This is a genomic window from Streptomyces sp. NPDC102467 (assembly GCF_044765445.1).
In the GTDB taxonomy this organism is placed as follows: Bacteria; Actinomycetota; Actinomycetes; order Streptomycetales; family Streptomycetaceae; genus Streptomyces.
The window spans coordinates 296,217-308,570 of sequence record NZ_JBIWKA010000005.1 but is presented as its reverse complement, the minus strand read 5'-3'; the positions used below and the strand labels follow the sequence as shown (position 1 = coordinate 308,570).

The 12,354-nt window shown below is 71.9% G+C and carries 13 protein-coding genes; 9 read left to right on the top strand and 4 right to left on the bottom strand.

Annotated elements, in window-relative coordinates:
- Positions 1-47: 47 nt before the first annotated feature.
- Positions 48-440 (top strand): VOC family protein, encoded by a 393-nt coding sequence (locus ACIREE_RS12455; protein WP_404150173.1) that lies wholly within the window; start codon positions 48-50, stop codon positions 438-440.
- Between the two features lie 129 nt (positions 441-569).
- Positions 570-1,982 (top strand): NAD(P)/FAD-dependent oxidoreductase, encoded by a 1,413-nt coding sequence (locus ACIREE_RS12450; protein ID WP_404150171.1) that lies wholly within the window; start codon positions 570-572, stop codon positions 1,980-1,982.
- A 23-nt stretch (positions 1,983-2,005) separates the two neighbouring features.
- Here ACIREE_RS12450 and ACIREE_RS12445 read toward each other — a convergent pair whose 3' ends face one another.
- Positions 2,006-2,542, bottom strand: coding sequence for a MarR family winged helix-turn-helix transcriptional regulator (locus ACIREE_RS12445; protein ID WP_404150169.1), 537 nt, complete (start codon positions 2,540-2,542; stop codon positions 2,006-2,008).
- 47 nt (positions 2,543-2,589) lie between these two features.
- Complete coding sequence (locus ACIREE_RS12440; RefSeq protein WP_404150167.1) at positions 2,590-4,269, bottom strand: FUSC family protein; 1,680 nt, start codon at positions 4,267-4,269, stop codon at positions 2,590-2,592.
- A gap of 200 nt (positions 4,270-4,469) precedes the next feature.
- Here ACIREE_RS12440 and ACIREE_RS12435 point away from each other — a divergent pair, with 200 nt between their 5' ends.
- The 5 genes from ACIREE_RS12435 to ACIREE_RS12415 all read left to right on the top strand — a co-directional run bounded on the left by ACIREE_RS12435 (position 4,470) and on the right by ACIREE_RS12415 (position 8,190).
- Positions 4,470-5,021: a DUF5134 domain-containing protein gene (locus tag ACIREE_RS12435; protein WP_404150165.1), complete on the top strand. Its 552-nt coding sequence runs from the start codon at positions 4,470-4,472 to the stop codon at positions 5,019-5,021.
- A gap of 147 nt (positions 5,022-5,168) precedes the next feature.
- A complete protein-coding gene (locus ACIREE_RS12430) occupies positions 5,169-6,104 on the top strand; it encodes a M56 family metallopeptidase (protein ID WP_404150164.1) in 936 nt (311 codons plus the stop codon).
- A 34-nt stretch (positions 6,105-6,138) separates the two neighbouring features.
- Positions 6,139-6,798, top strand: coding sequence for a phosphatase PAP2 family protein (locus ACIREE_RS12425; protein ID WP_404150162.1), 660 nt, complete (start codon positions 6,139-6,141; stop codon positions 6,796-6,798).
- Between the two features lie 33 nt (positions 6,799-6,831).
- On the top strand, positions 6,832-7,527 hold the full coding sequence (locus tag ACIREE_RS12420) for an HAD family hydrolase (RefSeq protein ID WP_404150161.1): 696 nt from the start codon (positions 6,832-6,834) through the stop codon (positions 7,525-7,527).
- A 54-nt stretch (positions 7,528-7,581) separates the two neighbouring features.
- Entirely contained in the window at positions 7,582-8,190 is a 609-nt protein-coding gene (locus ACIREE_RS12415; RefSeq protein ID WP_404150159.1) for a TetR/AcrR family transcriptional regulator, read from the top strand.
- A gap of 72 nt (positions 8,191-8,262) precedes the next feature.
- Here the strand turns inward: ACIREE_RS12415 and ACIREE_RS12410 are convergent, their stop codons facing one another.
- Positions 8,263-9,027, bottom strand: coding sequence for an SDR family NAD(P)-dependent oxidoreductase (locus tag ACIREE_RS12410; RefSeq protein ID WP_404150157.1), 765 nt, complete (start codon positions 9,025-9,027; stop codon positions 8,263-8,265).
- 272 nt (positions 9,028-9,299) lie between these two features.
- On the opposite strand from ACIREE_RS12410, the gene ACIREE_RS12405 reads away from it, so the two are divergent.
- A complete protein-coding gene (locus ACIREE_RS12405) occupies positions 9,300-10,013 on the top strand; it encodes a TetR/AcrR family transcriptional regulator (protein ID WP_404150155.1) in 714 nt (237 codons plus the stop codon).
- Here the strand turns inward: ACIREE_RS12405 and ACIREE_RS12400 are convergent.
- A complete protein-coding gene (locus tag ACIREE_RS12400) occupies positions 10,001-11,545 on the bottom strand; it encodes an LVIVD repeat-containing protein (protein WP_404150153.1) in 1,545 nt (514 codons plus the stop codon). The two genes, ACIREE_RS12405 and ACIREE_RS12400, sit on opposite strands and share 13 nt — an antisense overlap.
- 44 nt (positions 11,546-11,589) lie before the next feature.
- On the opposite strand from ACIREE_RS12400, the gene ACIREE_RS12395 reads away from it, so the two are divergent.
- A complete protein-coding gene (locus ACIREE_RS12395) occupies positions 11,590-12,258 on the top strand; it encodes a DUF305 domain-containing protein (RefSeq protein WP_404150152.1) in 669 nt (222 codons plus the stop codon).
- Positions 12,259-12,354: the final 96 nt, after the last annotated feature.

Genomic DNA, 12,354 nt, shown 5'->3' with positions numbered 1-12,354 from the left:
CTGTCGGCGCCGTCGAGGTTAACCCGGTCGCAGTACTCTCCGTCGGCATGGTTCATGTACTGAGCAGCAGGGTTCTGATCAGGCCCGGCGACCCCGAGCGGTCGCGGGCGTTCTACGGCGAGGCGCTGGGGCTCGCCGTGTACCGCGAGTTCGGGACCGGGCCCGAACGGGGCACGGTGTACTTCCTGGGCGGCGGCTTCCTGGAGGTGGCGGGGCGGGCCGAGCCGCCCGTGCGGCCTGGGCTGCAGCTGTGGCTGCAGGTGGCGGACGTGCACGCGGCGCACGCGGAGCTGTCGGCGCGGGGCGTGCCGGTGCTGCGGGAGCCGCTGACGGAGCCGTGGGGTCTGATCGAGATGTGGATCTCGGATCCGGACGGCACCCGGATCTGCGTGGTGGAGGTGCCCGAGGAGCATCCGATGCGTCATCGGCCGGGCATCTGACATGCGATGACGACGGGTGCGTCGCAGGATGGCCGTGAGTCAGGGGATTCGGCGGCGCCGATCCGGATACATGACCGGGAGCGCTCCTCGCCTGTCCGCACACCGTCCAGCCCAGGAGAGATCCGAACCATGACCGCTCCCCGTACCTCGACCGTGCCCCGGATTCTGATCATCGGCGGTGGGTTCGCCGGGATGGAGTGCGCCCACAAGCTGGAGAAAGAGCTGAAGCCCGGGGAGGCGGTGCTGAAGCTCGTCAGTCCGATGGACCACCAGCTGTATCTGCCGTTGCTGCCCCACGTGGCGTCCGGCGTGCTCACGCCGCAGTCCGTCGCGGTGCCGCTGCGCCGGATGCTGCGGCGCACCTCGATCATTCCGGGCGGCGCCGTCGGCGTGGACCCGAAGGCGAAGGCCGTGGTCGTCCGGAAGATCAACGGTGAGACCGTCGTCGAGCACTACGACCATCTGGTGCTGACGCCGGGCAGCGTGACCCGGCAGTTCGACATCCCCGGCATCGAGGAGCACGCGGTCGGCGTCAAGACGCTCGCCGAGGCCGCCTGGATCCGCGACCACGTCATCTCCCAGCTCGACCTCGCGGCGGCCAGCTCGGATCCGGCCGAGAAGGAGGCGCGGCTGCAGTTCGTGGTGGTGGGCGGCGGGTACGCCGGCACGGAGACGGCGGCGTATCTGCAGCGCCTGACGACCTCGGCGGTGAAGCGCTATCCCGGGCTCGATCCGCACATGATCAAGTGGCATCTGATCGACGTCGCCCCGAAGCTGATGCCGGAGCTGGGTCCACGCCTCGGCGACAAGGCGATGGAGATCATGAAGCGGCGCGGGGTCCTCGTCTCGCTCGGGGTGTCCGTGGCGAAGGTCACCGAGGACAGGGTGACGTTCACCGACGGGCGTGAGCTGCCCTGTCACACCCTGATCTGGACCGCCGGCGTCGCGCCCAGTCCCCTCGTCGCGACGCTGGACGCGGAGACGAACCGGGGCCGGCTCGTGGTCACCCCCGAGCTGACCGTGCCGGGGCTCGACGGGGTCTTCGCGCTCGGCGACGCCGCGGCGGTGCCGGACCTCGTCAAGGGCGGCGACGCGATCTGCCCGCCGACGGCGCAGCACGCGATGCGGCAGGGCTGGGCGGCGGCGCGCAACGTGCTCGCGGCGGTCCGCGGGGAGCCGCTGACGCCGTACCGTCACAAGGACCTCGGCCTCGTCGTCGACCTCGGCGGCATCCAGGCGGTGTCGAAGCCCATGGGCGTGCAGCTCACCGGGCTGCCCGCGCAGATCGTGGCCCGTGGCTACCACCTGGGGGCGCTGCGTACCTTGACGGCGCGCTTCCGTACGGCGGCGAACTGGGCCCTGAACGCGGTGGCGGGTGACGACTTCGTCCGCACGGGCTTCCAGCGGAACCGGCCCGCGACGCTCAGGGACTTCGAGATGACGGACGCGTATCTGTCGCCGGAGGAGATCCACGCGGTGATGTCCGCGGAGGTCGCCGGCCGGTCGATGGCGCCGCAGAAGCCGGAACTTCCGATCACCTGACGCAGCGTCGCGTCAGGAGGGCTCTAAGCGCGGGGGCCGCCGAGGCGGCCTTCGAGCTGGGAGAGCAACTCCCCCAGGAGCGTGCTGAGTTCGGCGTCGCGGCCGCCGTCGAGACCCGCCAGCACGGTCGCTTCGTAGGACAGCTGTTGCGGCAGGATCTCGTCGACGAGGGCGCGCCCTTCCCCGGTGAGGCTCAGGTGCGACACCCGCCGGTCGCGGGTGTCGCCGCGCCGCGCCACGAGGCCCCGCTCCTGCAGCTGCTTCAGCCGCTTCGTCACGGCCGCGCCGGACGAGAACGTCTCCCGGGCCAGGTCGCCGGGGGTGAGTTCGCGCCCGGTGCGGCGCAAGGTGCCGAGCAGGTCGAACTCGGCCCTGGTCAGTCCGGCGTACCGCAGCGGCGCGTCCTCGGCCTGTTGCAGCAGTGCGGCGCAGCGGTTGATGCGGCCGATGATCTCCATCGGTCCGGTGTCGACGTCGGGGCGCACGGCCTGCCACTGCCGTACGACCGAGGACACGGTGTCGGGCGGCCGCGCCGCCGCCGTCTCGTGCTGCGTACTCATGCGTGCCTGACCGGACCTTCCTCGACCGATACCGCTGACCGATACCGCTAGCCGCGGGCGCCGCTCGGGTCGCCCGCCTTGTCACCAGTGTCGTCGACAGCGGTGACCGGTCCGAGCGGCTGCCGCCGGACCGTCGCCGCGAGCGTACGGTGTCCGGCCCGCTCGGCGGCGACCACCCGGTCCTCCGGCAGCGCCCGCTGCCACCACTCGCCGGCCGCCGTGTCGGCGGCGGCGCGCAGCTCCACCAGGGCCCCGGCGAGCGAGCGCCGGGCCGTCTCCAGGGCGGCGGGCCCCGGCGCGGCCGAGGCGAGCGTACGGTCGGCGCTCTCCCGGGCGGTGTCGACCCGGGCGAGGGCCTGCTCGATGTGGTCACCCGCGCGCCGGTTCGTCACGGCGACGGCGGCGACCACCCCGAGCAGCGCTCCCACCAGCGTGTCCACAATGCGGTCGGCGATCAGTTCACCGGGCTCCTGGAACCGGGCGAACTCGGTGACGAGCAGCGCCATCGGCGTCACGCACAGGCTGCCCAGCCAGTAGTTCCGGGTGATGAGCGCCTCGGCCCCGAAGCTGAAGATCATGCAGCACGCCACGAGGGCGGCGGGGCCGAGGTGCGCGAACGGGACGACGGCGGCGAAGACGAGGACCCCTGCGAGGTTGCCGACGACGCGCTGGACGCCGCGGTTCCAGGTCAGGGTCACGTTCGCCTGGTAGAGCGAGGCGGCGGTGACCAGGGCCCAGTAGGGCCGCCCGACGCCCAGGGCGAGCGAGGCGTATCCGGCGAGGGCGCAGCCGACGGCGGTGCGCAGGGCGACCGGAAGGAGCGGCGAGCCGGGCCCGATCCGCCGCCACAACGACGGTGTGCCGACGGCGAGTTCGGCTTCGACGCCGAGCAGTTCCTCGTCGGTTCCGGCGATCCGGCCGGGCCGCGGCACGGCTCCGGCGCCGCGGAGTCCGGCGGCCCAGGCGCGCAGCTGGGCCGCGTCCGCGTCGCCCGGCGCCGCGAGGGCCACCTCCGCCCGCACGACGAGCCGCTCCAGGGCGCGCCGCGCGGCGGTCCGCGCCCCGGTGGCGAGCAGCGACTGCCAGGCGGCGTGCACGGCAGCGGCGGCGGCGCCCCGGGCGGGCGCGTGCTCGGGGCGTTCGGCGTACGCGGCGGCGGCGTTCAGGGCGCGTGCCGTGGCCCGCCGCTCCGGGCCGTGGGGGCGCACAAGGACGGGTGCCATGCCGACGAGCCAGGCCACGGCACCGGCGCCGAGGGTGAGCGCGAGATGCCCCGGCACCTGCCCGATGGTCTGCGGCGCGAAGAGCGACGCGGAGCTGATGAACGTGAAGATCAGGTGTCCGGGCGGGCCGATCCGGGTGGCGTCGCACAGCGTCTTCTGCGCGGCGGCGAGCAGCGCGCCCACCATCACGAGGATCACCGCGGACGAGGTGAGCGACGCGGTGACGAGGGCGACGGCGATGCTCGCGAACATCCCGAGCACCACGCCCGCCAGGGCCCGGGCCCTGGCGGCGTAGGGCAGGTTGTGCCCGTACAGGGCGCAGAAGCTGCCGGCCATCGTGTACATCATCAGGTCGAGCCGGCCGAGGGCGAGCAGCGTCAGGTTCGGTATCGCGGCGGAGGCGACGACGCTCGACGCCGGTTTGAACCAGATGTCCGACGGCTTGTTCGGACGCAGCACTCCGGCCAGCGGGAGTCGGCGGACGGAGACGGTACGCGGGGACATACGCGGGGAGGGAGGTGGCGGAGGTGTGCTGCTCATACTTAAAACCTTAGCAGGTGTTTTACTCGTAAAAGATACTCGCCAATGAACCCTCCGGGGCGCGCCCTGTCCGGCTGCGCGACCGCCCATGCTTCCCTGCGCTGCTTTACGCTCCCGCCCGCCCGGGCATCTCCACGAGAGCCGCAGGAAATGGGGGACCCGGGGTGCACGGACCGCTGTCGGCCGCATGGCTGCTCGTCGCGCTGTGCGCGGCGACCGGCGCGTACTGCCTGCTGCGCATGCGCAGCGGCGTCGAGGAACAGCGCCGCACCGCCGGCGGCGAGGCGCTGATGGGGTTCGGGATGGCGTTGATGGCGGTGCCGACCGCGGTCCTCACGCCGCCGTCGTGGGCGTGGCTGCTCTACGGGGCCGTGTTCGGGGCTGCCGCCATGCGAGCCTTGTGGGCAGCGCGCCGCGGGGCGCACCATCTGCACCACTTGGTGGGCACGTTCGCCATGGCGTACATGGCGGTGGCGATGGCCGTGCGTCCGGCGGCGCACGCGCACCACGAGGGGGCGGGCGCCCCGGTCCTCACCGGCCTCCTGCTCCTGTACTTCGTCGGGTACGTGCTGTGGTCCGGCGCGCGACTCGTACCTGCCGGGGCCACGACCGCGAGCGGCCCCGCCTTCGCCGGCTGGGGCGACCGGCCGGAGCTGGCGCGGGCCTGCCGGCTCTCGATGGGGATGGGCATGCTGGCGATGCTCCTCACGATGTAGAGCCGGGCGGCGCACGGCCGCGGCTCTCCCCCGGCCTCCTCCACCGACCCCCTGACGAACGCGCGAGCCCTTTGATCAAGCCGTGGCGTACGTCACTTGACGCGCCAGGCCATACCCCGGCGAGACCCCGCTACATAGGCTGACGCCATGACGGTCCCCGTAGCGCTGTTGCTGCTCGGCACCCTTCTCGCTGTTGTCGCCCCGCGCCTGCTGGCGCGTGCCGACTGGCCGGAGCGGGAGCCGATCGTCGCGTTGTGGGCGTGGCAGTGCGTGGTGGCGGGCATGCTGCTCTGCTGCGGCCTGTCGATGGCCCTCAGCGCGGCCTCGGCGTGGCAGGCGGTGCGCGGCCATCTGTTCGCGCCCGCCCCGCACGCGGTCGTGGACGCGTACGCGCTGCGCACCACCGGACCGTGGGCGGCCACGGTCGCCGTGGCGCTCGCGCTCGGCGGGGTCTGGACGGCCGCCATGCTGGTGCGCGAGGTGCGCAGGGCGCGGGCCCGGCGCAGGCAGCGGCGGACCGAACTGCAGGTGCGCGCACCGCTGTTGCCCGGCGAGGAGCCCGGCTCGGACCGTCTCGTGGTGCTGGAGGGCGAGCGGCCCGACGCGTGGTGGCTGTCCGGCGCGACGCCTCAACTGGTCATCACCACGGCCGCGTTGCGCCGCCTGAAGGGGCACCAGCTCGACGCGGTGCTCGCGCACGAGATGGGGCACGCGCAGTGGCGGCACGACTGGCTGCTGCACTGTTCGGGCGCGCTGGCCGTCGGATTCCCGCAGGTGCCGGTGTTCGCCGCGTTCCGCGACGAGATGCACCGGCTGGTCGAGCTGGCCGCCGACGACGTGGCCTCGCGCCGCTTCGGCCGGCTCACCATCGCCCTGGCCCTGGTCGAACTCAACGAGGACCGCGGGGTGTTCGGGCCCTGCCCCACACCGCACGCCCACGTCCCGCAGCGCGTGCACCGGCTGCTCACCCCGCCGTCGCGGCTGACCCCGGCCCGTCGGCTGCGGCTGACCGCCGCGGCCGCGCTGCTCCCCCTGGCCCCGCTCCTGATGACGTTCGTACCGGGATTGCACGCGTTGGGATAGTGTGCGCGGCCCGAAATGGGTCAGGATCTTCCCCATGCACCCGGCGCGACGCGACTCCCCGCCCCGGCCGCGCGCCCCGCTCGCGGTGGCCTGCGCGGTTCTGCTGCTCCTCGTGGCGGTCCGCTGGAGTCCGCTGATGGATCTGGACGGCGGCATCGTCCGGGCCCTGCACCGGGGGGCGGTCGCCGAGCCCGGTCTCACCCGCGTCAACCGTGTCCTGTCGGACTGGGTGTGGGACCCGTGGGCGATGCGCGCCCTGGTCGCGGTGGTTGCGGCGCTTGTGGCGTGGCGGCTGCGGGACCGGGTGCTCGCGGCCTGGCTGCTGGTGACGTGCGCGCTGGGCTCGCTCGTCCAGCAGGGGCTCAAGGCGGTCGTCGACCGGCCCCGGCCGGTGTGGCCCGATCCGGTGGACTCGGCGCACTTCGCGGCGTTCCCCTCGGGCCACGCGATGACGGCGACGGTCGTGTGCGGGCTCGTGCTGTGGCTGCTGCGCCGTCGGGGCGCCGGGCCTGTCCTGTGGGGTGCGGCCCTGGCCGTCTCGGTGGTCTCGGTGCTCGGCGTGGGCGTGACCCGGCTCTGGCTCGGGGTGCACTGGCCGTCGGACGTACTGGGCGGCTGGCTGCTCGGGGCGCTGACGGTGACCCTGTCCACCACGGCGTACGAGAAGTGGCGTGGCCCGAACAGCCGCCCTTGACCAGCGACTTCACCGCCCCGCAGGATCGGACGCATGACGATCAAAGCCGTGCTCTTCGATTTCTCAGGGACGCTCTTTCGCATCGAGTCCACCGCGTCGTGGCTCCGCGCGGTGCTCGACGAATCCCGGCTGACGATGTCCGACACCGAGTTCACGCGCGCGGCGCGGGGGCTGCACGACGTCGGGGCGCTGCCCGGCGGCACGACGGCCCACGTCACGGTCCCCGACCACCTCACGGAGCTGATGGCGGTGCGTGACGTGGATGCCACGCGGCACCGGGCCGCGTACACAGGCATGGCCCGCGAGGTCCCGCTCCCCGACGACCGGCTCTACGACGCCCTGTACGAGCGGCACATGCGGCCGGCCGCCTGGCAGCCGTACCCGGACGCGCTCGACGTCCTGTCGGCGCTGCGCGAGCGCGGAGTCCCGGTGGGCGTCGTCAGCAACATCGGCTGGGATCCGCACCCCGTCTTCGTCGAGCACGGGCTCGACCGTTACATCGACACGTACGTCCTGTCGTACCGCCACGGCGTCACGAAGCCGGACCCGCGCCTGTTCTCGGCCGCGTGCGAGGCGCTGGGGGTGGCCCCGCGCGACACCCTGATGGTCGGCGACGACCGGCGGGCGGACGGCGGGGCGGCGGCGCTGGGCTGCGCGGTGCACTTCGTGGACCATCTGCCGACGGCGGACCGACCCGACGGCCTGCGTCCGGTGCTCGAACTGCTTTAACAGCCTGCCCCGGCCATAATGGACCGCACAGTCCAGCGTGGAGGGATGGGGCGCATGCGCGGCGAACTGACGGCCAAGGGGAAGGCGACGCGGGGCCGGATCGTGGAGGGGGCCGCGGCGGTGCTGCGGGAGCAGGGCGTCGCCTCGGCGACGCTGGACGACATCATGGCGCGGACCAGCACCAGCAAGAGCCAGCTGTTCCATTACTTCCCGGCAGGCAAGGACGAACTCCTTGTCGCGGTGGCCCAGTTCGAGGCGGACCAGGTCCTGGCCGACCAGCAGCCCTACCTGGGCCGCCTCGACTCGTGGGAGGCGTGGGAGCGGTGGCGCACCGTGGTGATCGAGCGCTACGAGACGCAGGGGGACGAGTGCCCGCTCGGGTCGCTGTTCCTACAGATCGGCCGGACGACTCCGGGGACGCGGGCGATCGTGATCGAGCTGATGCGTCAATGGCAGGGGAGCCTAACGGCGGGCATCAGGGCGCTCCAGGCGACCGGCCGGCTGCCCTCCGGCCTCGATGTCGACAGGAGGGCGGCGGCGCTGCTGACCGCGATCCAGGGCGGTGTCTCGATCCTGCTGTCGACGGGCCGCTCCGCCCACCTGCGCGCCGCCCTCGATCAAGGCATCGCGGACCTCCGCCGGGAGGGCGGCGAAGCCGCGTGACAGGCGCGGGGTCCGGCAACCCACAGGCCAGCGCGGGCCAACCTAGATGCGACCCGATCCGCCGGACAGACTCTAGGCGGCGATGACCGCGGCGGCGGTGCGGCCGCCGTCGACGTCGAGCACGGTGCCGTGCACGAATGACGACTCGTCACCGGCCAGGTACACGGCCGCGTTCGCGATGGCGTCGGGGGTGCCCATGCCGTTCGCGGGGGTGCCCTTCATCATGATCTCGCCGGGGACGATCTCTCCTGGTACGGGCGTCAGCACCACGCCCGGCGAGATCGCGTTCACCCGGACACCCTGCGGCCCGAACTCCGCGGCCCAGGCCCGGGTCAGCGTCTCCATGGCCCCCTTGGTGGAGCTGTAGAGGGCGCCGGCCGGAACACCGAGGCGCGCGATCCAGGAGCCCAGGTTGATGATCACCCCGCCGCCGTCCTCCACCATGGCGGGGGCGACGGCCGCGGTCAGGAAGAACGGCGCCTTCACGTTCACGGCGTAGACCCGGTCGAAGGTCTTCTCGTCGGTGGCCGCCGTGGGACCACCGGGGTAGATGCCCGCGTTGTTGACGAGGATGTCCACCCGCCCGCCGAGCACCCGTGCCGCCTCCCGGGCCAGCGTCTGCGAGGCGGTGGCGCTGCCGTCCAGGTCGGCCTGGACGAAATCGGCGCGGCCACCGCGGGCGCCGATCCCGTCGACGACCTCTCCGCCCCGCTCGGCGCTCCGGCCGGAGACGGCGACGTGCGCCCCCTCGGCGGCGAAGGCCTCCGCGATGGCCCGCCCGATATTGCTGGTCGCCCCGGTCACCAGGGCGGTCTTCCCGCCAAGTCGCATCGACATGGTCCACTCCTCAGATCGTCGAGTGGTGCCACTGTGCGACGCAAAAAATGGACCAGCAAGTCCAGTCCGCGGCGACCGTGTCATCCGGCGCACCGACCGCCCGGCGGCGCCGACACCGTCCGGAGGCCGGGCCGTCGCGTGACGCGGCCGTATCGGACGATCCCCCGCGTCGCCCGATACGGCCGGCCCTCCCGCGCGCCGCACCCAACGGGCCGGCGGCCAGGACGCGTTGAGTATAGTTGGCTGAGAGCCAGTCAACGCAGGAGTCAAGGATGTCCCCCCGCAGCGCATCGGTCAATGAGGAGTTGCGTCGGCGTTCTCGCGAGCGGCTCCTGCAGGCGACGCTCGAGCTTGTCGGGGAGCACGGTTATGAGGCGACGACCCTCGGCGACATCGCGGACCGCGCCGGTTCGGCACGTGGTCTGGTCTCGTACTACTTCCCGGGCAAGCGGCAGTTGCTGCAGTCCGCCGTGCACCGGCTGATGCACCGGACCCTCGAGGAGGCCCTGGAGAGCGAGCCGCGGACGAAGGACGGGGACGAGCGGCTCGCCCGCGCCATCGACGCGATCCTGGGCCTGGCCCGGGACCAGCCGGTCCTCATGCGGACGCATATGGCGGGCATCCTGCAGGCCGAGGGGTTCGTGCAGTGCCCGGAGCAGCAGCGGCTGGCGGTGCTGCTGCGCGACACCGTCCTGCGGCACGGCGCGCTCGACGTCGACCGGGACTATCCGCTGCTGCGTGCCGTGCTGATGGGCGCGGTGTTCGCGATGCTCGTGCCGGGCGCGCCGATGCCGATCGTGGCCCTGCGCACCGAGTTGTTCAGGCGCTACGACCTGGAGTGGGAGCGGGGCTTCCCGCCGGGCGAGGGCGATGACGAGTCGCCCGGCGGGAGCCCCGCACACGGCCGGCCGGCCGATTTCTCACGCTACTTCGAACGGTTGCGGCCGGCCGACGGCACCAACGGGGGATCCGGTCAGTCGAAGTAGTCCGGCTGCGTCTGGACGTTGAGCTCGTCCACGTGGATCCGCTTGGCCGGATCCGTGCGCCGGTCGCTGAGTTTCAGGACGTCGAAGCCCTTCTGGATGTCGTTGGAGTAGATGTAGCCGTTGTAGTAGTACGCCGACCAGGAGCCGCCGACGACGAGTTCTTCGGTGCTCAGCGGGCCGCGCTCGAAGTAGCCGATCTCCTTGGGCTTGTCCGAGTTCGTGAAGTCCCAGACCGAGACGCCGCCCTGGTACCAGGCCTGGACCATGAGGTCCTTGCCCTTGACGGGGATCAGCGAGCCGTTGTGCGCGACGCAGTTCTCGGTGTCGGCCTGGTGGCGCGGGATCTTGAAGTAGCTGCGGAAGACGAGCTTGCGCTTGTCGCCCTTGCCGACGATGTCGTAGATGCCGTCCGCGCCGCGGTCGGGGCCGACCTCGGCGTTGCAGGTGGCCGCGCCGCCGCCGCCCAACTCATCGGTGAACACGACCTTGTTCGCCTTCTGGTTGAAGGTCGCCGAGTGCCAGAACGCGAAGTTCACGTTGTCCTGGACCTGGTCGATGACCTTCGGGTTCTCCGGGTCCTTGATGGAGAACAGGATGCCGTCGCCCATGCAGGCGCCGGCGGCCAGGTCCTTCGAGGGGAGCACCGTGATGTCGTGGCAGCCGGTGGTCTTGGAGACGCCGGGGTTGGCGGGCCCGCCCGGGTTGCCGCCGCCGTCCGCGCCCTCACCGGGGAACAGGACGGGGAAGTTCACCACGGCCGCCTTCTGCGGGGCCTTGCGCGGCACCTTGATGACCGAGATGCCGTCGTGCGGCGGTTGGCAGTCCGGGAACGTCGCGCTCGGCGAGTACGAGGAGACGTAGACGTAGACGTCCTTCTTCTCCGGCACCAGGGTGTGCGTGTGCGAGCCGCACGCGGTCTCGACGGCGGCGACGTACTTCGGGTTCCGCTTGTCGCTGATGTCGAAGACCTTCATCCCCTCCCAGGACGACTTCTCGGTCGCGGGCTGGGTGGTGGAGGCGCAGGAGTTGTCGCTGCGGGAGCTGTCCGTGGAGAGGAACAGCAGGTTCCCGGAGACGGAGATGTCGTTCTGCGAGCCCGGGCACAGGACCTGCGAGACGGTCCTGGGCGCCTTCGGGTTGCTGATGTCGTAGATGCGGAAGCCGTCGTAGTTCCCGGCGAAGGCGTACTTGCCCTGGAACGCGAGGTCCGTGTTGAAGCCCGGGAGCGCGTCCTTGGGGAGGTTGGTGAGGTGCTCGATGTTGGCGGAGTGGACGATCTCGTCCTGGCCGGGTATCTCACCGGCGGCGATCGCCGCCTCTGCCTCGGTCTCGGCGCTCTGCGACACGCTCTTGGGCGCCGCGGATCTGTCGCCCGGGTCGGGCGTGGCCGACACCGGGCCCGCGGCCAGGAGAGCCGCGAGGAGTCCGGCGGCGGCGGCCCCGACTCCCAGGCGTCTGCGGCGTGTTCGGGTGGAGTCCTGCAACAGGGTCACTGTTGTCTCCCTGGTCGACTGGGTCGACTGAGTCGTCATGGATACGTGAACGGTTCACGGATCCCCCGAGTATCGTCTTCATCATGCTCAGATCAACAGATGGCAACCTACTCGTCATCAAAGTTGCTGCTCCCGCGCTGCTCGCGGCACTCGCGCTGGGGCTGACCGCGTGCGACTCGGGGGGCTCCGATCACGCCGACTCCCCTGCGCCCAGCGGCCCTTCGGTCATCGCGCCGGGCAGGCCCGGGGAGGCCGCGGAGACCCTTTCGGCCAAGGACGCGCAGCGGCGCGGCGCCGACGACCGGCCCAATTCGGCCGACGTCCGCTACGCGCAGATGATGATCCAGCACCACGAGCAGGCGCTGCTGATGACGGAACTCGTCCCGGATCAGGCCGAGTCGGCCTCTTTGAAGCGGCTCGCCGAGCGGATCGCCGCCGCCCAGGAGCCCGAGGTCGAGGTGATGCGCGGCTGGCTGAAACAGCACGGACGCAGCGGGACACCAACCGGGCACGCGGCGCACGAGGCGATGCCGGGGATGGCGAGCTCGGCGCAGCTGAAGAAGCTGCGGGCCGCACGGGGCACGGCATTTGACGCCCTGTTCCTGAAACTGATGATCACTCATCACCAGGGGGCCGTGACGATGGCCACCGAGGTGAAGAGCGAAGGAAACGATGTGCAGGTGGAGGAGATGGCGGACGACGTGATCGCGCAGCAGACGACGGAGATCAGCCGGATGCGCGACATGTCCTGAGCGGCCTGCACGGTCGATGGACGCGTCAAAGCCGCCGGTGGAACCCCTCCGGCGCTTGCGCACGGTAGCCGAGGGATCACTGCTTGACAGGCCACG

Excerpts from the sequence above, each read along its gene's own strand:
- ACIREE_RS12455 (WP_404150173.1), top strand. The coding sequence starts at position 48 with ATGGTTCATGTACTGAGCAGCAGGGTTCTGATCAGGCCCGGCGACCCC.
- ACIREE_RS12450 (WP_404150171.1), top strand. The coding sequence starts at position 570 with ATGACCGCTCCCCGTACCTCGACCGTGCCCCGGATTCTGATCATCGGC.
- ACIREE_RS12445 (WP_404150169.1), bottom strand. The coding sequence starts at position 2,542 with ATGAGTACGCAGCACGAGACGGCGGCGGCGCGGCCGCCCGACACCGTG.
- ACIREE_RS12440 (WP_404150167.1), bottom strand. The coding sequence starts at position 4,269 with ATGTCCCCGCGTACCGTCTCCGTCCGCCGACTCCCGCTGGCCGGAGTG.
- ACIREE_RS12430 (WP_404150164.1), top strand. The coding sequence starts at position 5,169 with ATGACGGTCCCCGTAGCGCTGTTGCTGCTCGGCACCCTTCTCGCTGTT.
- ACIREE_RS12425 (WP_404150162.1), top strand. The coding sequence starts at position 6,139 with ATGCACCCGGCGCGACGCGACTCCCCGCCCCGGCCGCGCGCCCCGCTC.
- ACIREE_RS12420 (WP_404150161.1), top strand. The coding sequence starts at position 6,832 with ATGACGATCAAAGCCGTGCTCTTCGATTTCTCAGGGACGCTCTTTCGC.
- ACIREE_RS12415 (WP_404150159.1), top strand. The coding sequence starts at position 7,582 with ATGCGCGGCGAACTGACGGCCAAGGGGAAGGCGACGCGGGGCCGGATC.
- ACIREE_RS12410 (WP_404150157.1), bottom strand. The coding sequence starts at position 9,027 with ATGTCGATGCGACTTGGCGGGAAGACCGCCCTGGTGACCGGGGCGACC.
- ACIREE_RS12405 (WP_404150155.1), top strand. The coding sequence starts at position 9,300 with ATGTCCCCCCGCAGCGCATCGGTCAATGAGGAGTTGCGTCGGCGTTCT.
- ACIREE_RS12400 (WP_404150153.1), bottom strand. The coding sequence starts at position 11,545 with ATGACGACTCAGTCGACCCAGTCGACCAGGGAGACAACAGTGACCCTG.
- ACIREE_RS12395 (WP_404150152.1), top strand. The coding sequence starts at position 11,590 with ATGCTCAGATCAACAGATGGCAACCTACTCGTCATCAAAGTTGCTGCT.